General features: G+C 51.2%; 17 protein-coding genes and 1 other annotated feature. Of the genes, 9 read left to right on the top strand and 8 right to left on the bottom strand.

The genetic code is table 11. From position 1 onward, the window contains the following. Positions 1-47: 47 nt before the first annotated feature. From htpG to FQ015_RS22255, 6 genes are all read right to left on the bottom strand, one after another. Entirely contained in the window at positions 48-1,922 is a 1,875-nt protein-coding gene (gene htpG, locus FQ015_RS22230) for a molecular chaperone HtpG (protein ID WP_000678201.1), read from the bottom strand. A gap of 109 nt (positions 1,923-2,031) precedes the next feature. Continuing rightward, positions 2,032-2,637: a recombination mediator RecR gene (gene recR / locus FQ015_RS22235; protein WP_001195025.1), complete on the bottom strand. Its 606-nt coding sequence runs from the start codon at positions 2,635-2,637 to the stop codon at positions 2,032-2,034. Next, entirely contained in the window at positions 2,637-2,966 is a 330-nt protein-coding gene (locus FQ015_RS22240) for a YbaB/EbfC family nucleoid-associated protein (RefSeq protein WP_000467098.1), read from the bottom strand. The genes recR and FQ015_RS22240 overlap by 1 nt, the downstream gene beginning before the upstream one ends. A 52-nt stretch (positions 2,967-3,018) precedes the next feature. Further along, on the bottom strand, positions 3,019-4,950 hold the full coding sequence (dnaX, locus tag FQ015_RS22245) for a DNA polymerase III subunit gamma/tau (protein ID WP_160524517.1): 1,932 nt from the start codon (positions 4,948-4,950) through the stop codon (positions 3,019-3,021). Continuing rightward, positions 3,622-3,686 (bottom strand) — a sequence feature (DnaX frameshifting element). It overlaps the preceding gene by 65 nt. 128 nt (positions 4,951-5,078) lie before the next feature. After that, positions 5,079-5,630, bottom strand: a complete 552-nt coding sequence (gene apt, locus FQ015_RS22250; protein ID WP_000127356.1) for an adenine phosphoribosyltransferase — start codon at positions 5,628-5,630, stop codon at positions 5,079-5,081. A gap of 152 nt (positions 5,631-5,782) precedes the next feature. Beyond that, positions 5,783-6,160 carry a DUF454 family protein gene (locus FQ015_RS22255; RefSeq protein WP_160524518.1) on the bottom strand — a complete coding sequence of 126 codons (378 nt, stop codon included), beginning with the start codon at positions 6,158-6,160 and terminating at the stop codon, positions 5,783-5,785. 69 nt (positions 6,161-6,229) lie between these two features. Here FQ015_RS22255 and priC point away from each other — a divergent pair, with 69 nt between their 5' ends. Continuing rightward, on the top strand, positions 6,230-6,757 hold the full coding sequence (gene priC, locus FQ015_RS22260) for a primosomal replication protein N'' (RefSeq protein ID WP_000844848.1): 528 nt from the start codon (positions 6,230-6,232) through the stop codon (positions 6,755-6,757). A gap of 13 nt (positions 6,758-6,770) precedes the next feature. Then, complete coding sequence (gene rsmS / locus FQ015_RS22265) at positions 6,771-6,932, top strand: pleiotropic regulatory protein RsmS (RefSeq protein WP_000051146.1); 162 nt, start codon at positions 6,771-6,773, stop codon at positions 6,930-6,932. Between the two features lie 211 nt (positions 6,933-7,143). On the opposite strand, the gene mscK is transcribed toward rsmS, so the two are convergent. Further along, positions 7,144-10,506, bottom strand: a complete 3,363-nt coding sequence (gene mscK, locus FQ015_RS22270; RefSeq protein ID WP_160524519.1) for a mechanosensitive channel MscK — start codon at positions 10,504-10,506, stop codon at positions 7,144-7,146. A 127-nt stretch (positions 10,507-10,633) separates the two neighbouring features. Further along, positions 10,634-11,281: a multidrug efflux transporter transcriptional repressor AcrR gene (gene acrR, locus FQ015_RS22275; RefSeq protein ID WP_000101737.1), complete on the bottom strand. Its 648-nt coding sequence runs from the start codon at positions 11,279-11,281 to the stop codon at positions 10,634-10,636. Between the two features lie 141 nt (positions 11,282-11,422). On the opposite strand from acrR, the gene acrA reads away from it, so the two are divergent. From acrA to pdeB, 7 genes are all read left to right on the top strand, one after another. Then, entirely contained in the window at positions 11,423-12,616 is a 1,194-nt protein-coding gene (gene acrA, locus FQ015_RS22280) for a multidrug efflux RND transporter periplasmic adaptor subunit AcrA (protein WP_001353399.1), read from the top strand. A 22-nt stretch (positions 12,617-12,638) separates the two neighbouring features. Then, positions 12,639-15,788 (top strand): efflux RND transporter permease AcrB, encoded by a 3,150-nt coding sequence (gene acrB / locus FQ015_RS22285; protein WP_001132494.1) that lies wholly within the window; start codon positions 12,639-12,641, stop codon positions 15,786-15,788. A 545-nt stretch (positions 15,789-16,333) separates the two neighbouring features. After that, complete coding sequence (gene tomB / locus FQ015_RS22290) at positions 16,334-16,708, top strand: Hha toxicity modulator TomB (protein WP_000344800.1); 375 nt, start codon at positions 16,334-16,336, stop codon at positions 16,706-16,708. Positions 16,709-16,733: 25 nt separating this feature from the next. Further along, complete coding sequence (locus FQ015_RS22295) at positions 16,734-16,952, top strand: HHA domain-containing protein (RefSeq protein WP_001291435.1); 219 nt, start codon at positions 16,734-16,736, stop codon at positions 16,950-16,952. Positions 16,953-17,123: 171 nt separating this feature from the next. Next, positions 17,124-17,675, top strand: coding sequence for a maltose O-acetyltransferase (gene maa, locus FQ015_RS22300; protein WP_039020784.1), 552 nt, complete (start codon positions 17,124-17,126; stop codon positions 17,673-17,675). A 115-nt stretch (positions 17,676-17,790) separates the two neighbouring features. Continuing rightward, the gene (locus FQ015_RS22305; protein WP_160524520.1) at positions 17,791-18,261 is read left to right on the top strand and encodes a YlaC family protein; all 471 of its coding nucleotides are present in this window, start codon (positions 17,791-17,793) and stop codon (positions 18,259-18,261) included. Positions 18,262-18,424: 163 nt separating this feature from the next. Continuing rightward, positions 18,425-19,975, top strand: a complete 1,551-nt coding sequence (gene pdeB, locus FQ015_RS22310; protein ID WP_160524521.1) for a cyclic-guanylate-specific phosphodiesterase PdeB — start codon at positions 18,425-18,427, stop codon at positions 19,973-19,975. Positions 19,976-19,990 lie beyond the last annotated feature (15 nt).

The raw sequence follows: 19,990 nt of genomic DNA on the forward strand, positions 1-19,990 counted from the left end.
GATGAAAAGAAAAATGCCGGATGACACGAGGGTCATCCGGCATTACATCAGGAAACCAGCAGCTGGTTCATACGACGAATAAACAGGTTCGGATCTTCCAGCGTGCCGCGTTCTGCCAGCAGCGCCTGATCCAGCAGCAGTTCTACCCACTCGCTGAACTTCGCTTCATCTTCAGTATCTGCCGCACGTTTCACCAGTACGTGATCCGGGTTCAGTTCGAAGATGTATTTCACTTCTGGTACTTTCTGGCCCGCCGCAGCGAACAGTTTCGCCATCTGGGTACTCATTTCGTCCGCGTCGGTAGAGACAATCGCTGGCGTATCGGTCAGACGGTGAGTCAGACGGACATCTTTCACGCGCTCGCCGAGCAGGGCTTTCACACGGTCGATGAACGGAGTCAGTGCTTTCTCCGCTTCTTTCGCGCTCTCATCAACTTCGTCAGCCAGTTTTTCCAGCGACTCGTCAACTTTAGACACAGACTGGAACGGTTTACCGTCGAACTCAGTCAGATAGTTCATCATCCACTCATCAATGCGGTCGGAAAGCAGCAGAACTTCGATGCCTTTCTTACGCAGCAGCTCCAGGTGCGGGCTGCTCTTCGCTGCCGCATAGCTGTCTGCGGTGATGTAGTAGATTTTCTCCTGCCCTTCTTTCATGCGGGAAACGTAGTCTTCCAGAGACACGGTCTGCGCAGAAGAGTCGGTATGTGTAGAAGCAAACCGCAGCAGTTTGGCGATCGCTTCCTGGTTAGCGAAATCTTCCGCCGGACCTTCTTTCAGTACCAGGCCAAACTGTTGCCAGAAGGTCTGGTATTTTTCCGCGTCGTCTTTCGCCAATTTTTCCAGCATTTGCAGCACACGCTTGGTCAGCGCATTGCGCAGGTTGCGGGTTACGGTGCTGTCCTGGAGGATTTCACGGGAAACGTTCAACGGCAGATCGCTGGAGTCAATCAGACCACGCACGAAGCGCAGATAGTTCGGCATGAACTGTTCTGCGTCGTCCATGATGAACACACGCTGGACGTACAGTTTCAGGCCGTGCTTATGATCGCGGTTCCACATATCCCACGGTGCCTGCGACGGGATGTACAGCAGGCTGGTGTACTCCTGCTTACCTTCAACGCGGTTGTGGCTCCAGGTCAGCGGATCGTTAAAGTCGTGGGCGATGTGTTTGTAGAACTCTTTGTACTCTTCGTCGGTGATTTCCGACTTGTTACGGGTCCACAGCGCCTGCGCTTTGTTGATTTTCTCCCAGGAAATAACGGTTTCGCCGTCTTTCTCTTCGCGTTTTTCGATCTCTACCGGCAGCGCGATATGGTCGGAGTATTTGCTGATGATAGAGCGCACGCGCCAGTCATCGAGGAACTCGTCTTCGCCTTCACGCAGATGCAGGGTGATTTCAGTACCACGATCTTCCTTGGTGATGTCGGCAACGGTGTATTCACCTTCACCCGCCGATTCCCAGAACACGCCGTTTTCTGGTTTTTCGCCTGCCGCACGGGTGCGCACAGTCACTTTATCAGCCACGATAAACGCGGAGTAGAAACCAACACCAAACTGACCGATCAGCTGGCTGTCTTTCGCCTGATCAGAACCCAGCGATTCGAGGAATGATTTGGTGCCGGATTTAGCGATAGTACCCAGATGGTCAATCACTTCGTCGCGGGTCATCCCCACGCCGTTGTCGGAAATGGTCAGCGTACGCTTGTCTTTATCGAAAGAGACACGAACGCGCAGTTCGCCATCACCTTCGTACAGGTCCGGGTTAGAGAGCGCGCGGAAACGCAGCTTGTCCGCCGCATCGGAGGCGTTAGAGATAAGCTCACGCAGGAAGATTTCTTTATTGGAATAGAGAGAATGGATCATCAGGTGCAGAAGTTGTTTCACTTCTGACTGAAAACCACGAGTTTCTTGTCCTTTCATGTAGGTCTACCTCAATAATGCCATTTTAAGGTTAAAAACAGGATGAGGGAGAGATGGGGACAAGGAGGAATAATTTCAAGCGAGAGCAGGTGATCCTGCTCTCGTTTGCTTAAAAACGAATCTTATGACGCCCGGCAAGGGAGTGTGACAGCGTGGTGCCATCGACCATTTCCAGCTCGCCGCCAACCGGTACGCCATGAGCGATTCGGCTGGCTTCCACGTCATATTGCGCGCAAAGCTCGGCAATGTAGTTAGCGGTAGCTTCACCTTCAACCGTGGGGTTGGTGGCGAGGATCACTTCAGTGATTTTTTCCTCTGCCAGACGCTGTTCCAGACGATCAAGGCCGATATCATCCGGACCGATGCCGTCCAGCGGTGACAGATGTCCCATCAACACAAAATAACGACCTGAAAACTGCCCCGTCTGCTCAATGGCGTAAATGTCCGCCGGACTCTCCACCACGCAGATTTGACCGTTTTCCTGACGACGCGGATTCGAACAGATGTTACAGACTTCCTGTTCGGTGAAGGTGCGGCAATCGGCGCAGTGGCCGATTTCCGACATCGCCCGGGTGAGCGCCTGCGCCAGACGCATCCCGCCGCTACGATCGCGCTGAAGCAGCGTGAACGCCATACGCTGCGCCGACTTCGGGCCAACGCCCGGCAGACAGCGCAGTGCTTCCATAAGCTGTGTTAACAGCGGGCTGGTTTGCATCAGAACGGCATCTTAAAGCCAGGCGGCAGCTGCATTCCGGAGGATACAGAGGCCATTTTTTCTTTCTGCGTTTCTTCGATACGACGTGCCGCGTCGTTGAATGCTGCAGCCACCAGGTCTTCCAGCATCTCTTTGTCGTCTTCCAGCAGGCTCGGGTCGATCTCTACGCGACGGCAGTTGTGTGCACCGTTGATGGTCACTTTTACCAGACCTGCGCCAGATTCGCCGGTCACTTCCAGCTGCGCGATCTCTTCCTGCATTTTCTGCATTTTTTCTTGCATCTGCTGGGCTTGCTTCATCAGGTTACCCAGACCGCCTTTACCAAACATAGGTTTCTCTCTCAATCACGTTAAGGATGACGAACGTAAGCTGTGCTTACGATCAAATGGGGCGGATACTTTCTTCATCCAGCTCCGCATCGAAGAACCGACGCAGGGTCTGAATATTATTATCCGCAATAATGGACTCGCGCGCCTGCGCAAGTTTTTCTTCGTATATCGCCTGACGCCATTCCAGCGGCGTGCGCACCGCGGGATTATCATCTTCAACGATAGTCAGTTCAACCGTTGAACCTTTTAACGTGCTCAACGCTTCAACCAGTTTTTGCTGTGCACCGCGGTTGTTTAAATGCCGCTGAGAGGAGCGCAAATGCAGACATACTGCGTTGTCGCTCTCCTCTTTCCAGGCATTTAACGCCACCTGTTCGACCAGTTTTGGTAGCGAAAGTTGGCTCACCTGTGCCGCCCAAGGATCGCGGTCAATGGCTTCTGCCGCCAGCTTTGCCGCCAGTTCCGGCGTTTTTTCATGTTCCAGCGCTTTTTTCAGCGCCTTCGGCGTGGCGACCACTTCTTTTTGCTGCATCACTGGAGTGGTCGCCTTCCAGCGATACGCTTCTTTTTTGGCTGGTGCTTTTTCCAGCGCCGATGGCACCGGACGCGCCTGAACGCGATCGGTGACCGAAGCCAGTCTTTCCAGCGCAGCGTTATTCACCGGCCGCGCGCGGGTAGCGGCTGCCGGTTCACTCTTTTTTGCTTTGGTTGCTCCCTGTGCGCGCTGCAGTTGTTGGCGCGCCGCCAGCACCTGGCTGGTGGTTTCTGAGAGCGGTACAGTCGGTGCCTGCTGCGGAGCTGATTGCGGTTGCGGCGGCACCTGGGTTGGCGTCATTACTGCCGTTGGCGCGACGGGCGCAAAAGACTGGCGTGGCACTTCTGGCTCAGGCAGCGGCATACGCGGATGAAACGCCAGTGCGCGCAACAGCGTCATCTCAACGCCCATGCGGCGGTCCGGCGCATACGGTAATTCTTTGCGACCAATCAACAGCGTCTGGTAGTAAAGCTGAATATCCGTCGGCGGTATGGTGCGCGCCAGTTCACGCATCCGCAGCTCGATAGCGGCCATGTCGTTGCCAAGTGCAGCAGGGGAAAGTTGCACCATTGCAATGCGGTGCAACAGGCCGAGCATTTCTACCAGCAACGCTTCCCACTCAATACCACGAGCGGCGGCTTCATTAATCAGCGACATTACACGCTCGCCGTTGGCTTCAACCATCGCTTCAACCAGCGACAGCGCCTGATCGTCGTCAAGCGTACCCAGCATCGCACTGACCGCCTGAGTTGAAACCTGGCCGTCACCGCTGGCAATCGCCTGGTCGGTCAGACTTAAGGCATCTCGCAGGCTGCCTTCAGCGGCGCGTGCCAGCAATTGCAGCGCCCGCGGCTCGTGAGCGATATGTTCTTCGTTGAGGATGTGCTCAAGCTGATGGCGAATTTGCTCGACATCCAGCGCCTTGAGATGAAATTGCAGACAACGTGACAAAATCGTCACCGGCAATTTCTGCGGATCGGTCGTCGCCAGCAGAAACTTGACGTGCTCCGGCGGTTCTTCAAGGGTTTTTAACAGTGCGTTAAAGCTGTGGCGCGACAGCATATGCACTTCGTCGATCAGATAAACTTTAAAACGACCACGCGCTGGCGCGTACTGGACGTTATCCAGCAGGTCGCGGGTATCTTCGACTTTGGTGCGCGAGGCGGCGTCGATTTCAATCAGATCGACAAAGCGCCCCTGCTCAATTTCACGACAGTTATCGCACACGCCGCACGGCGTCGCGGTAATGCCAGTTTCGCAGTTTAGCCCCTTCGCCAGCAGTCGGGCGATAGAGGTTTTTCCGACGCCCCGGGTGCCGGAAAAAAGATAAGCATGATGAATACGCCCTAACGACAAGCCGTTCGCCAGTGCGGTCAGCACATGTTCCTGGCCGACGACGTCAGCAAAGGTTTGTGGGCGCCATTTTCGGGCTAAGACCTGATAACTCATTGGCAGGCTCTGAAACGCTGGAAGGTGGATTCACGAAGGGGTAATGCTAACACAGCCCCGTCAGAACGGCGAGGCTGAATGCACATCTTGTGCTGTCCGTAGCGTGGACAGCACAAGGCTGGCGATAATTAATGGCCCGGGAACGGGACAAGGCTGTAGCTGGTAATGCCCTGTTTTTCCAGACGCTGTTCGCCGCCGAGATCGAACAGGTTGATAATGAACGCAGCGTCAGCCACTTCACCACCCAGACGACGGATCAGTTTAACCGTCGCTTCAATAGTGCCGCCGGTTGCCAGCAGATCGTCCACCACCAGAACTTTATCGCCCGGTTTGATGGCATCAACGTGGATTTCCAGCTGATCGGTGCCGTATTCCAGATCGTAAGTTTCACTGATGGTTTCACGCGGCAGTTTGCCCGGTTTACGGACCGGTACAAAGCCAACGCCCAGACCCAGAGCTACCGGAGCGCCAAACAAGAAGCCACGCGCTTCGGTGCCGACAACTTTGGTAATGCCCGCATTTTTGTAACGCTCAACCAGCAAGTCGATGCTGAGAGCGTAAGCTTTCGGGTCTTCCAGTAAGCTGGTGACATCACGGAAAAGAATGCCGGGTTTTGGGTAGTCCTGAATGCTTTTGATGCTATTTTTGAGATACTCAAGCTGCTGTGCAGTCGCGGTCATAAGTGTATGCCTGCTTGTTACGGTGGTACTCACGGCGCGTCTTAAGCGTATCAAAAGTATCAGTTGTTTAACCTTTGACCGCCTGCGCCTGTGCTCGAAAACGCCAGAATGTACTGGCTGTACGCAATAATTGCAACTGCGATTGTTGTGCTTCAGTGCTTTTCTTGCTTTTCATCAATCACCGGAATTCGCCACATATAAAAAAGCAAACAGGCGAGAATTACCAGCAACATGATGCGCACCCATGGCATCTGGACGAACCACAGAGAAATGGCAAACGTGAGCAAAATAAGCAAAATCGCCCGCGGTTTGACGCCGCGCGGCATCGCATGATGTTTCTGCCAGAAACGTAGATAGCTGCCAAACCATGAGCGGTACAGCAACCAGGCGTGAAAGGGCGGGGAAGAACGGGCAAAGCACCAGGCCGCCAGCAGGATAAACGGCGTCGTCGGTAATACCGGTAATACCACGCCCAGCGTACCCAGCACTACCGCCAGCCAGCCAATGATGATTAAAATGATTCGTTGCATATTGAGTGTTGTCAGCTTACAGAGTGGCTACTTTAGCATAACAATTATCATTTTCATTGAGGTCTTATCGTGAAAACCGCCCTGCTGCTGGAAAAACTGGAAGGACAGCTCGCCACGCTGCGTCAGCGTTGTGCCCCGGTAGCGCAATTTGCCACGCTAAGTGCCCGTTTTGACAGGCACCTTTTTCAGACCCGTGCGACAACACTACAGGCTTGTCTCGATGAGGCGGGCGATAATCTGGCTGCGCTTCGTCATGCGGTTGAGCAGCAACAGCTGCCGCAAGTGGCCTGGCTGGCGGAACATCTGGCTGCACAACTGGAAGCCATCGCGCGTGAAGCCTCCGCCTGGTCCTTGCGCGAGTGGGACAGTGCGCCACCGAAAATTGCCCGCTGGCAGCGTAAACGTATTCAGCATCAGGATTTTGAGCGGCGGCTACGTGAGATGGTAGCCGAACGTCGAGCCCGCCTGGCGCGGGTGACCGATCTCGTGGAACAGCAAACGCTGCATCGTGAAGTCGAAGCCTATGAAGCGCGCCTGGCACGCTGCCGCCATGCGCTGGAAAAAATCGAAAACAGGTTAGCGCGTTTAACCCGCTAGCAATGGAGAGAGTATGTCACTGGAAAATGCCCCTGACGATGTCAAACTGGCTGTCGATTTGATTGTGCTGCTGGAAGAAAATCAGATCCCAGCGCGCACCGTGCTGCGTGCGCTGGATATTGTAAAACGCGATTATGAAAAGAAATTAACGCGCGATGATGAGGCGGAAAAGTGAGAAATAAATGGGGCCGCTAAATGTCCCCTAAGATTGCGGGCAAACGCAAAACTGCCTGATGCGCTACGCTTATCAGGCCTACACCGCTCCTGCAATATATTGAATTCTTGCGGTTTCGTAGGCCGGATAAGGCGGTCACGCCGCATCCGGCATGAACAACGCGCACTTTGTCAGTAATCTCGGGGCAACTAAATGTCGCCCCCTTTGGTTATTACCCTACCGCTGGTGTCGGATCGTCGCCTTTGTACTCGCGTTTGACTTCCGTCACCTCATCGCCCTTCTCGTTGTGCAGATGCACTTCAAGCTGGTTAAAGGCAATGTTGATGTCGTTTTCACGGCACAGCTGATCGATAGTACGGTTCAGCTCATCGACAGTACGGCTGCGGTCACGCAGTTCACGCACATACAGACGCAGCTCATGATCCAATGTGCTGGCACCAAACGCCGTAAAGAAGACTTCCGGCATTGGTTCGTGCATCACCCTTGGGTGCTCAGTCGCCGCCTTCAGCAATACTTTACGCACTTTTTCCAGATCGGAGCCATAGGCCACGCCCAGACGGATCACCAGACGCGTGGTGGTGTCGGTTAACGACCAGTTGATGAGACGCTCGGTAACAAACGCTTTGTTCGGGATGATCACTTCTTTGCGATCGAAATCGGTAATCGTTGTCGCACGAATGCGGATCTTGCTGACCGTCCCGGAGAAGCTACCAATGGTTACCGTATCGCCAATGCGTACCGGACGTTCGAACAGGATAATCAAACCAGAGACGAAGTTACCGAAGATCTCTTGTAAACCAAAACCAAGACCTACGGATAATGCCGCCGCCAGCCACTGGAGTTTATCCCACGAGACGCCCAGCGATCCGAACACCGTCATCGCACCAACGGCAATGATGATGTAGTTAAGGATGGTAGTAATGGCATACGACGCGCCCTGGCGCATATTCAGTCGCGAGAGCACCAATACTTCCAGCAAACCAGGCAGGTTGCGAATCAACGCCCAGGCTACCATTGAGGCGATAATCGCAAACAACAGACTGCCCATGGTGACGTTTTTCACCACCGCAGCGCCAGCTTCAGTGCCGTTGTAATGCCAGAGCGTGATGCTGTCGAGATAGCTGAACACGGTGATCAAATCTGACCAAATTGCCCAGAACATGACACCGAACAGCGCAAACATCAGCAACATAGTAATACGCAGCGTCTGTTGGTTAACCTGCTCCAGTGCAATGGTTGGTTCTTCCGGCGGTTCGGCACCTTCTGCGCCCTCTTTCACCAGATTCTGTCGACGCGCGAGCGCACGACGCCAGGCGATACGCCGCGCCGCTACGCTTAAGCCGCGCAATACCGTCTGGTACAGCAGGTTCCAGATAATCACCAGATACACGGTTTCAATCCAACGTCCGGAGAGGCGCAGTGTGGTGTAGAAATAACCCGTGGCGGTCAGCACCATCAACGCAATTGGGATTATCGACAGTATGGTAATGGTGACAAGTCGCATGGTGTGCGACTCTTTATCACGCCAGCTTTCGCGGCACATTGGCCATACCAGGAAGGCAATCAGCAGCAGGTTGAAGAAAATCATCGCCTGCCCCAGCACATCATCCATCAGATGCAGCGGGGAAAGTTCTGCCACCACAGACCAGAAATGAATTGGCAGCAACGCGAGACTGATGCGGACAATCTGCCGACGCCAGTGGCTGGTCTGCTGTTCCGGCATGCCAAAGTGACGTACGGCAACACCGTTTTTCTCCAGCACTTTCCAGCACAGGCCAAACACCAGCCAGAAGATCGCCAGTTTTTTACAGAACGACCACAGCAGTTCGCTGATGTTGAGCTGCATGGTTAGCAGAATCAGACCAACCGCAAGAATAATCAGACATACCGGCAGCGCGCGGATCAGGTCGATAAGGATCGCTTTTGGTGTGTTGAGCTGGCTGTCGTTACGCAGGGAACCCACAGCGGAAGCCAGTTTTTGTTGATACGCTTTCAGCCAGCCCAGACGCCAGTGGATCAGCCCGGCAATTAATAGCAGTGGCAAACCAGCGAGGAAAGCGATAAAGACGGCAGGCCAGGCTTTTTCCCAGTTTACCGTGATCTTCATCGACTTAAATTCATCTTTCAGCGTTTGTGGGAACGCTTTGATCCAGTCCCAGTCCATTGGACGGTTACTGTTTACCCAAAAGATTTGCTGAGTCAGGATTGATTTCAGGTTTTTCGACACGCTCATTAACTGCTGCTGGTTGATTTGCAGGTTAATGGCCATCATCAACTGGTTACCCAACTGTTTATTAAGCTGATCCAGCAGTTCGCGACGCATATCCACAACCTGGAGTAATGCGTCATGAACTTCACTGTTAACTTCGTTGGCGTGGCCTTCTTCCAGCTTGTTAACGAACGCATCACTCTGGAAGAGCGCATCACGCTGCTGGTTGACTTCAAACTGTTCGAGACGCAAATCCGCGATGCGGTTGGTCATGTTTTCCAGTTCATCCGCCGAGGGCAGCGTTTGTTGTTGCTGGTAAAGGATACGAGACAACAGCAGACTGCCCTTCAGGACGGCAATCTGCTCCTTAATATTTCGTTCCGATTGCAGCGCCCGCTCAAGCCAGTTTTTGACTTTAATGTTTTGCTGCATTAGCTGATTACCGTTTTCAGTCGCGGTAATCAGACGCTGACTCAACTGCTGGTTAATTTCCAGTTCCTGTTTCACCAGAGGATTAGCCTGAATACGTGCAGCTTCATCCGGAGAGACGGCTTCCTGCGCCGTTTTTTCGGTTAAGGTCAGGCGCTTGCTGTTTACTGCTTCTTGCAACAGCTGCAACTGGTGCTCCAGACGGGCGCTGTTCGCCGTCACGTAATCACGCTGCTTTTGCAAGGTATCCTGTAAGACGGTGTTCCCTTCCAGGCTTTTTCGCTGCTGGTCAATCTCAGCATTCAGCAAAACCTGCTGGGCCTGCATCAACACTTTCTGGCTGGGACGTAAGGCAGTATCGCCAACATCAGTGCCATCCAGGCGGCTGCGAATTTGTTGCAGCTGCTGCGAAGCGTTATACATCGCATTTTGCACGCGTTCGGGCTGCGTCTGTAACGAAACCAGCTGGCTGTTATAAGACGCCAGATCGTTTTGTGCGTTTTGCAAATCGTCCAGCGCCTGGGCAACGCGAGTTTCCAGCTGGCGCAACGAAAGCGTGCTTAGAATTTTGCGCGTTTCTTCGTCGTTATCGACATCGCTAAGTGCTGTTAACGCCGCGGTCGCCTGACGCATTTTTTCCGGCGCTTCAGCGACTTTTTGCCGTAGCTGAACTGTCTCTTCTTTTATGCGATCGATTTTATCGAGGGTGGCTAATGTATCTGTCAGATCCTGCTGCACCAGTTTGTCCTGAGCAGAAAGATCTTTTTGTTTATTCAGTGAGTCAAGTTGTGCCTGCAGGTCCGCTTTTGTCGGCAGATCACCATTCGATGGCGCCCGCGCAAACGCCGTGTTCTGGCATAACAAGACAAAAACAAAAGCAATAAATGCTGAAAAAACAAAATGCCGTGATCGTTTGTAATACTGGAACATAGTCATGATGAATGAAGGTTTCTGAACCTGAAGAACGACCTGAAAAAGTCAAACCGCAAGAATATCACGACGCAGTGAACCAGAATAGCAACGACGAAAATGTCCAGGAAAAATCCTGGAGTCAGATTCAGGGTTATTCGTTAGTGGCAGGATTACGAAGCGTGGGGCACAGGAGATACATCTCCAGTAAGATGGCGACGTAATCGCGGGCTTCTTTTTTAAGATCAAAAGATTGCGGGGCAAAGAGCCAGTTTTCCATCAGGCCGGAAATATAGCCGCGCATAATAATTGCTGCGCGACGCGTCATTAAATCCGCAGGCAACATTTTCGCTTCAATACAATGTTTTAACGTTTGTTCTATACGGTCATAACTTTCCAGACAGAGATTACGTTGTGCCTGTTGCACAACAGCCATTTCTCCGACAAATTCGCATTTGTGGAATATAATCTCCATCAATAATCGACGCCGTTCTTCTGTCACCGTGGATTCAAGAACATGAATTAATATCTCTCTTAATACTGAGAGTGGATCGCCAGGGAATTTTGCCTGATACTCAAGCTCTAGTTCACCAATATTGGATTCTGACAGTTCCCAGATCTCACTGAACAAATCCGACTTGTCTTTAAAATGCCAGTAGATTGCACCGCGCGTAACGCCAGCTGCTTTTGCAATCTCGCCCAGCGAGGTGGATGATACCCCCTGCTGTGAGAAAAGACGTAGAGCCACATCGAGGATGTGTTGGCGCGTTTCCTGCGCTTCTTGTTTGGTTTTTCGTGCCATATGTTCGTGAATTTACAGGCGTTAGATTTACATACATTTGTGAATGTATGTACCATAGCACGACGATAATATAAACGCAGCAATGGGTTTATTAACTTTTGACCATTGACCAATTTGAAATCGGACACTCGAGGTTTACATATGAACAAAAACAGAGGGTTTACGCCTCTGGCGGTCGTTCTGATGCTCTCAGGCAGCTTAGCCCTAACAGGATGTGACGACAAACAGGCCCAACAAGGTGGCCAGCAGATGCCCGCCGTTGGCGTAGTTACAGTCAAAACTGAACCTCTGCAGATCACAACCGAGCTTCCGGGTCGCACCAGTGCCTACCGGATCGCAGAAGTTCGTCCTCAAGTTAGCGGGATTATCCTGAAGCGTAATTTCAAAGAAGGTAGCGACATCGAAGCAGGTGTCTCTCTCTATCAGATTGATCCTGCGACCTATCAGGCGACATACGACAGTGCGAAAGGCGATTTAGCGAAAGCCCAGGCTGCAGCCAATATCGCGCAATTGACGGTGAATCGTTATCAGAAACTGCTGGGTACGCAGTACATCAGTAAGCAAGAGTACGATCAGGCTCTGGCTGATGCGCAACAGGCGAATGCCGCGGTAACTGCGGCGAAAGCTGCCGTTGAAACTGCGCGTATCAATCTGGCTTACACCAAAGTCACCTCTCCAATTAGCGGCCGCATTGGTAAGTCAAACGTGACGGAAGGTGCCCTGGTACAGAACGGTCAGGCGACGGCGCTGGCAACCGTGCAGCAACTTGATCCGATCTACGTTGATGTGACTCAGTCCAGCAACGACTTCCTGCGCCTGAAACAAGAACTGGCAAATGGCACGCTGAAACAAGAGAACGGCAAAGCCAAAGTGTCGCTGATCACCAGTGACGGCATTAAGTTCCCACAGGACGGTACGCTGGAGTTCTCTGACGTTACTGTCGATCAGACCACCGGGTCTATCACCCTACGCGCTATCTTCCCGAACCCGGATCACACTCTGCTGCCGGGTATGTTCGTGCGCGCACGTCTGGAAGAAGGGCTTAATCCAAACGCCATTTTAGTCCCGCAACAGGGTGTAACCCGTACGCCGCGTGGCGATGCTACCGTACTGGTGGTAGGCGCGGATGACAAAGTGGAAACCCGTCCGATCGTTGCAAGCCAGGCTATTGGCGATAAGTGGCTGGTGACAGAAGGTCTGAAAGCAGGCGATCGCGTAGTAATAAGTGGGCTGCAGAAAGTGCGTCCTGGTGTCCAGGTAAAAGCACAAGAAGTTACCGCTGATAATAACCAGCAAGCCGCAAGCGGTACTCAGCCTGAACAGTCCAAGTCTTAACTTAAACAGGAGCCGTTAAGACATGCCTAATTTCTTTATCGATCGCCCGATTTTTGCGTGGGTGATCGCCATTATCATCATGTTGGCAGGGGGGCTGGCGATCCTCAAACTGCCGGTGGCGCAATATCCTACGATTGCACCGCCGGCAGTAACGATCTCCGCCTCCTACCCCGGCGCTGATGCGAAAACAGTGCAGGACACGGTGACACAGGTTATCGAACAGAATATGAATGGTATCGATAACCTGATGTACATGTCCTCTAACAGTGACTCCACGGGTACCGTGCAGATCACCCTGACCTTTGAGTCTGGTACTGATGCGGATATCGCGCAGGTTCAGGTGCAGAACAAACTGCAGCTGGCAATGCCGTTGCTGCCGCAAGAAGTACAGCAGCAAGGGGTGAGCGTTGAGAAATCGTCCAGTAGCTTCCTGATGGTTGTCGGCGTTATCAACACCGATGGCACCATGACGCAGGAGGATATCTCCGACTACGTGGCGGCGAATATGAAAGACGCCATCAGCCGTACGTCGGGCGTGGGTGACGTTCAGCTGTTCGGTTCTCAGTACGCGATGCGTATCTGGATGAACCCGAATGAACTGAACAAATACCAGCTAACGCCGGTTGATGTCATTACCGCCATCAAAGCGCAGAACGCCCAGGTTGCGGCGGGTCAGCTCGGTGGTACGCCGCCGGTGAAAGGCCAACAGCTTAACGCCTCTATTATTGCTCAGACGCGTCTGACCTCTACTGAAGAGTTCGGCAAAATCCTGCTGAAAGTGAATCAGGATGGTTCCCGCGTGCTGCTGCGTGATGTGGCGAAAATTGAGCTGGGTGGTGAGAACTACGACATCATCGCAGAGTTTAACGGCCAACCGGCTTCCGGTCTGGGGATCAAGCTGGCAACCGGCGCGAACGCGCTGGATACCGCTGCGGCAATCCGTGCTGAACTGGCGAAGATGGAACCGTTCTTCCCGTCGGGTCTGAAAATTGTTTACCCGTACGACACCACGCCGTTCGTGAAAATCTCTATTCACGAAGTGGTAAAAACGCTGGTCGAAGCGATCATCCTCGTGTTCCTGGTTATGTATCTGTTCCTGCAGAACTTCCGCGCGACGTTGATTCCGACCATTGCCGTACCGGTGGTATTGCTTGGGACCTTTGCCGTCCTTGCCGCCTTTGGCTTCTCGATAAACACGCTAACAATGTTCGGGATGGTGCTCGCCATCGGCCTGTTGGTGGATGACGCCATCGTTGTGGTAGAAAACGTTGAGCGTGTGATGGCGGAAGAAGGTTTGCCGCCAAAAGAAGCCACCCGTAAGTCGATGGGGCAGATTCAGGGCGCTCTGGTCGGTATCGCGATGGTACTGTCGGCGGTATTCGTACCGATGGCCTTCTTTGGCGGTTCTACTGGTGCTATCTATCGTCAGTTCTCTATTACCATTGTTTCAGCAATGGCGCTGTCGGTACTGGTGGCGTTGATTCTGACTCCGGCTCTTTGTGCCACCATGCTGAAACCGATTGCCAAAGGCGATCACGGAGAAGGTAAAAAAGGCTTCTTCGGCTGGTTTAACCGCATGTTCGAGAAGAGCACGCACCACTACACCGACAGCGTAGGCGGTATTCTGCGCAGTACGGGGCGTTACCTGGTGCTGTATCTAATCATCGTGGTCGGCATGGCCTATCTGTTTGTGCGTCTGCCAAGCTCCTTCTTGCCAGATGAGGACCAGGGCGTATTTATGACCATGGTTCAGCTGCCAGCAGGGGCAACGCAGGAACGTACGCAGAAAGTGCTCAATGAGGTAACGAATTACTATCTGACCAAAGAAAAGAACAACGTTGAGTCGGTGTTCGCCGTTAACGGCTTCGGCTTTGCGGGACGTGGTCAGAATACCGGTATTGCGTTCGTTTCCTTGAAGGACTGGGCCGATCGTCCGGGCGAAGAAAACAAAGTTGAAGCGATTACCATGCGTGCAACACGCGCTTTCTCGCAAATCAAAGATGCGATGGTTTTCGCCTTTAACCTGCCCGCAATCGTGGAACTGGGTACTGCAACCGGCTTTGACTTTGAGCTGATTGACCAGGCTGGCCTTGGTCACGAAAAACTGACTCAGGCGCGTAACCAGCTGCTTGCAGAAGCAGCGAAGCACCCTGATATGCTGACCAGCGTACGTCCAAACGGTCTGGAAGATACACCGCAGTTTAAGATTGATATCGACCAGGAAAAAGCGCAGGCGCTGGGTGTTTCTATCAACGACATTAACACCACTTTAGGCGCAGCATGGGGCGGTAGTTATGTGAACGACTTTATCGACCGCGGTCGTGTGAAGAAAGTTTACGTCATGTCAGAAGCGAAATACCGTATGCTGCCGGATGATATCGGCGACTGGTATGTTCGTGCTGCTGATGGTCAGATGGTACCGTTCTCGGCGTTCTCCTCTTCTCGTTGGGAGTACGGTTCGCCGCGTCTGGAACGTTACAACGGCCTGCCGTCTATGGAAATCTTAGGCCAGGCGGCACCGGGTAAAAGTACCGGTGAAGCAATGGAGCTGATGGAACAACTGGCGAGTAAACTGCCTACCGGTGTTGGCTATGACTGGACGGGGATGTCCTATCAGGAACGTCTCTCCGGCAACCAGGCACCTTCACTGTACGCGATTTCGTTGATTGTCGTGTTCCTGTGTCTGGCGGCGCTGTACGAGAGCTGGTCGATTCCGTTCTCCGTTATGCTGGTCGTTCCGCTGGGGGTTATCGGTGCGTTGCTGGCTGCCACCTTCCGTGGCCTGACCAATGACGTTTACTTCCAGGTAGGCCTGCTCACAACCATTGGGTTGTCGGCGAAGAACGCGATACTTATCGTCGAATTCGCCAAAGACTTGATGGATAAAGAAGGTAAAGGTCTGATTGAAGCGACGCTTGATGCGGTGCGAATGCGTTTACGTCCGATCCTGATGACCTCGCTGGCGTTTATCCTCGGCGTTATGCCACTGGTTATCAGTACTGGTGCTGGTTCCGGCGCGCAGAACGCAGTAGGTACCGGTGTAATGGGCGGGATGGTGACCGCAACGGTACTGGCAATCTTCTTCGTTCCGGTATTCTTTGTGGTGGTTCGCCGCCGCTTTAGCCGCAAGAATGAAGATATCGAGCACAGCCATACTGTCGATCATCATTGATACAACGTGTAATCACTAAGGCCGCGCAAGCGGCCTTTTTTATGCATAACCTACGAACATTAAGGAGTCATTGAACCACCAACTCAGGATCTCATACGAAAACCAGTATTAAACACGTATAAAATTCATAAAAAATACTGATTGTTAGTTAATTTATATTAAGTAGCGCTAATAGATTTAATAATCCATAATCATTTAGAGGCTATTCTTAATTATTTGCGGTAATTCTTTATTCATTCCTCGGTTATTACGTCATATTCAGAGCAATCCTGGTATTAGTGTGACCAATTTCATCTGGCGATAATCCTGAAATGTTATGAACAGTTCGAGCAAACTGCTTTTACCTGCAGCGGGTTGGTGCTAGTATGAAAAAGTGAGTCCTATCCCGCTTCCTTCCTATTTGTAATTTTTCGTAATAATGCGATGAAAACCTGCAAAGAGTGGCTTATAGTTAAGCTAACAAACGAGAGGGCAAGTCCAGGTCAGTAAGTTTTTTCCATCCCGAAAGGTGTCCGTTAGTTCAACCGCTAAGAAGGGGACGCGTTATGGATGAATACTCACCCAAAAGACATGATATCGCACAGCTTAAGTTTCTCTGTGAAACCCTGTATCATGATTGCCTTGCAAACCTTGAAGAAAGCAACCATGGCTGGGTTAACGACCCAACCTCGGCGATCAACCTCCAGTTGAATGAACTGATTGAGCATATTGCGACCTTCGCACTTAATTACAAAATTAAGTATAATGAAGACAATAAGCTCATTGAGCAGATCGACGAATATCTGGATGACACCTTTATGTTGTTCAGTAGTTATGGTATTAATATGCAGGATCTTCAAAAATGGCGGAAGTCAGGTAATCGACTATTCCGTTGTTTTGTCAATGCGACGAAAGAGAATCCTGCGAGTTTATCTTGTTAGAATTATTACAACCATGGGTAGAAGTATGTCCGAAAAACCTTTAACGAAAACCGATTATTTAATGCGTTTGCGTCGTTGCCAGACAATTGACACGCTGGAGCGTGTTATCGAGAAAAATAAATACGAATTATCAGATAATGAACTGGCGGTATTTTACTCAGCCGCAGATCACCGCCTCGCCGAATTGACTATGAATAAACTGTACGACAAGATCCCTTCCTCAGTATGGAAATTTATTCGCTAATAAATAATTGGCTTTCGGAGCTATAACCAGCTGTTTATTAAGAATTTTATACTTTATCGCCATGAAGGCATACCCTATGTGATCTTCATCACACAGACGTAATGGGAACGTTCTCTTCACTGACTTTTCGTCTTACTGTGTTGCCGCATTTTCAGCAACCGGAGGTCAGTAATGAGCACAGAAAAAGAAAAGATGATTGCTGGTGAGTTGTATCGCTCGGCAGATGAGACGTTATCTCGCGATCGCCTGCGCGCTCGTCAGCTTATTCACCGATACAATCATTCCCTGGCGGAAGAGCACACATTACGCCAGCAAATTCTCGCTGAATTATTCGGTCAGGTGACAGAGGCTTATATTGAGCCAACGTTTCGCTGTGACTATGGCTATAACATTTTTCTCGGCAATAATTTTTTCGCCAACTTCGATTGCGTGATGCTTGATGTCTGCCCTATTCGCATCGGTGATAACTGTATGTTAGCGCCAGGTGTTCATATCTACACGGCAACACATCCCATCGACCCTGTAGCACGTAATAGCGGTGTTGAACTGGGGAAACCCGTCACCATCAGTAATAACGTCTGGATTGGTGGACGCGCAGTCATTAACCCTGGTGTGACCATTGGTGATAACGTCGTGGTAGCCTCAGGTGCAGTTGTCACAAAAGATGTCCCGGACAATGTTGTCGTGGGCGGTAATCCAGCCAGAATCATTAAAAAATTGTAACCTGTTTTTCGCAACTGTTATGCAAAATCGTGGCAAATCTGTTACTTTCCCTCTACTATTCCCACGTTAAAATAGGGTGTTCCCTGGAAAGTTGCAGATACCACGAAGGCAAACGATGACCGAAATACAACGCCTGCTGACCGAAACGATTGAGTCTCTGAATACCCGCGAAAAACGCGACAACAAACCCCGCTTTAGTATCAGTTTTATCCGTAAACATCCGGGGCTGTTTATCGGTATGTACGTTGCTTTTTTTGCCACCCTGGCGGTGATGTTGCAGTCCGAAACGCTGTCAGGCTCTGTCTGGCTACTGGTTGTATTATTTATCCTGCTTAATGGTTTCTTCTTTTTCGATGTCTACCCACGCTACCGCTATGAAGATATCGACGTGCTGGATTTCCGCGTTTGCTATAACGGCGAATGGTACAACACGCGCTTTGTACCTGCCGCGCTGGTTGAAGCCATCTTGAACTCTCCGCGTGTCGCGGATGTTCATAAAGAACAACTGAAAAAAATGATCGTCCGTAAAGGTGAACTGTCTTTTTACGATATTTTTACCCTCGCTCGCGCCGAATCAACATCTTAAGTTAGGGTTACATACCAGGCGTAAAGCTCTACGCCTGGTCAAATGACAACGATCGTTTCCACCCATCGCTTCATGAAATACCAGCTCTACCTCCTTATCTCCTGCCTGCCTTTTTCCACAATCAGATATACTTTCCCTACACTGTGTTAATAAGGATATGCTGGTGAGAACACGACATCTGGTCAGCCTGATTTCGGGAGTACTGATTCTTTCAGTATTACTGCCTGTCGGCTTAAGCATCTGGCTGGCCCATCAGCAAGTACAAACATCGTTTATTGAAGAGCTGAATACTTATTCCTCCCGCGTCGCTATTCGGGCCAATAAGGTGGCGATACAAGGGAAAGATGCTCTGCAGGAGCTGGAAAGGTGGCAAGGTGCGGCCTGTAGCGCAGCCCATCTCATGAAAATGCGTCGGGTATCTTACAGTTATCGCTATATTCAGGAAGTGGTTTATATCGATAACAACGTTCCCCAGTGTTCGTCTCTGGAGCATGAAAGCCCGCCCGATACCTTCCCCGAGCCAGGTAAAATTTCGAAAGATGGTTATCGTGTCTGGTTAACATCGCATAACGATTTAGGCATTATCCGTTACATGGTTGCCATGGGAACGGCACATTATGTCGTCATGATCGACCCCGCTTCCTTTATTGATGTCATTCCCTATAGCTCATGGCAAATTGATGCCGCCATTATTGGCAATGCCCATAATGTTGTCATAACCAGCAGCGATGAAATTGCTCAGGGAATTATTACCAGGCTACAAAAAACACCCGGTGAGCATATCGAAAATAATGGAATTATTTACGATATCCAGCCCTTCCCGGAGATGAATATTTCGATCATCACCTGGGCTTCAACGAAAATGTTGCAGAAAGGCTGGCATCGGCAAGTCTTTATTTGGTTACCGCTCGGGTTGGTGATTGGCCTGCTGGCAGCGATGTTTGTGCTGCGTATTTTGCGCCGTATCCAGTCACCGCATCATCGGCTGCAGGATGCTATCGAAAATCGTGATATTTGCGTGCACTATCAGCCGATTGTCTCCTTAGCCAATGGCAAAATTGTCGGTGCTGAGGCACTGGCGCGCTGGCCGCAGACAGACGGTAGTTGGTTGTCACCAGATAGTTTTATTCCGCTGGCACAGCAAACGGTGCTTTCTGAGCCGTTGACGCTACTGATTATAAAAAGTGTCTTTGAAGATATGGGCGACTGGCTGCGTCAGCATCCGCAGCAGCATATTTCGATCAATCTTGAATCCACCGTACTCACCTCGGAAAAAATCCCGCAATTGCTGCGTGAAATGATCAATCACTATCAGGTTAATCCCAGACAGATCGCGCTTGAACTCACTGAACGCGAGTTTGCCGATCCGAAAACCAGCGCCCCGATAATTTCTCGCTACCGGGAGGCGGGCCATGAAATTTATCTCGATGATTTTGGTACGGGGTATTCAAGTTTAAGCTATTTACAGGATCTGGATGTCGACATTCTGAAGATCGATAAATCTTTCGTTGATGCGCTGGAATATAAAAATGTCACGCCACATATCATCGAAATGGCAAAAACACTGAAACTGAAAATGGTAGCGGAGGGAATCGAAACCAGTAAACAAGAAGAGTGGCTACGCCAGCATGGCGTGCACTACGGCCAGGGCTGGCTCTATAGCAAGGCATTACCGAAAGAGGATTTCTTACGCTGGGCCGAGCAACATTTGTGAATTTTTGGGCTGACG

The organism is Escherichia sp. HH26CH, assembly GCF_009820205.1.
GTDB lineage: Bacteria > Pseudomonadota > Gammaproteobacteria > Enterobacterales > Enterobacteriaceae > Escherichia > Escherichia coli_F.

Bases quoted from the DNA above. Each gene is read 5' to 3' on its own strand.
- FQ015_RS22255 (WP_160524518.1), bottom strand. From the start codon at position 6,160: ATGCAACGAATCATTTTAATCATCATTGGCTGGCTGGCGGTAGTGCTG.
- apt (WP_000127356.1), bottom strand. From the start codon at position 5,630: ATGACCGCGACTGCACAGCAGCTTGAGTATCTCAAAAATAGCATCAAA.
- acrA (WP_001353399.1), top strand. From the start codon at position 11,423: ATGAACAAAAACAGAGGGTTTACGCCTCTGGCGGTCGTTCTGATGCTC.
- tomB (WP_000344800.1), top strand. From the start codon at position 16,334: ATGGATGAATACTCACCCAAAAGACATGATATCGCACAGCTTAAGTTT.
- FQ015_RS22295 (WP_001291435.1), top strand. From the start codon at position 16,734: ATGTCCGAAAAACCTTTAACGAAAACCGATTATTTAATGCGTTTGCGT.
- rsmS (WP_000051146.1), top strand. From the start codon at position 6,771: ATGTCACTGGAAAATGCCCCTGACGATGTCAAACTGGCTGTCGATTTG.
- mscK (WP_160524519.1), bottom strand. From the start codon at position 10,506: ATGACTATGTTCCAGTATTACAAACGATCACGGCATTTTGTTTTTTCA.
- dnaX (WP_160524517.1), bottom strand. From the start codon at position 4,950: ATGAGTTATCAGGTCTTAGCCCGAAAATGGCGCCCACAAACCTTTGCT.
- FQ015_RS22240 (WP_000467098.1), bottom strand. From the start codon at position 2,966: ATGTTTGGTAAAGGCGGTCTGGGTAACCTGATGAAGCAAGCCCAGCAG.
- recR (WP_001195025.1), bottom strand. From the start codon at position 2,637: ATGCAAACCAGCCCGCTGTTAACACAGCTTATGGAAGCACTGCGCTGT.
- acrR (WP_000101737.1), bottom strand. From the start codon at position 11,281: ATGGCACGAAAAACCAAACAAGAAGCGCAGGAAACGCGCCAACACATC.
- acrB (WP_001132494.1), top strand. From the start codon at position 12,639: ATGCCTAATTTCTTTATCGATCGCCCGATTTTTGCGTGGGTGATCGCC.
- htpG (WP_000678201.1), bottom strand. From the start codon at position 1,922: ATGAAAGGACAAGAAACTCGTGGTTTTCAGTCAGAAGTGAAACAACTT.
- FQ015_RS22305 (WP_160524520.1), top strand. From the start codon at position 17,791: ATGACCGAAATACAACGCCTGCTGACCGAAACGATTGAGTCTCTGAAT.
- maa (WP_039020784.1), top strand. From the start codon at position 17,124: ATGAGCACAGAAAAAGAAAAGATGATTGCTGGTGAGTTGTATCGCTCG.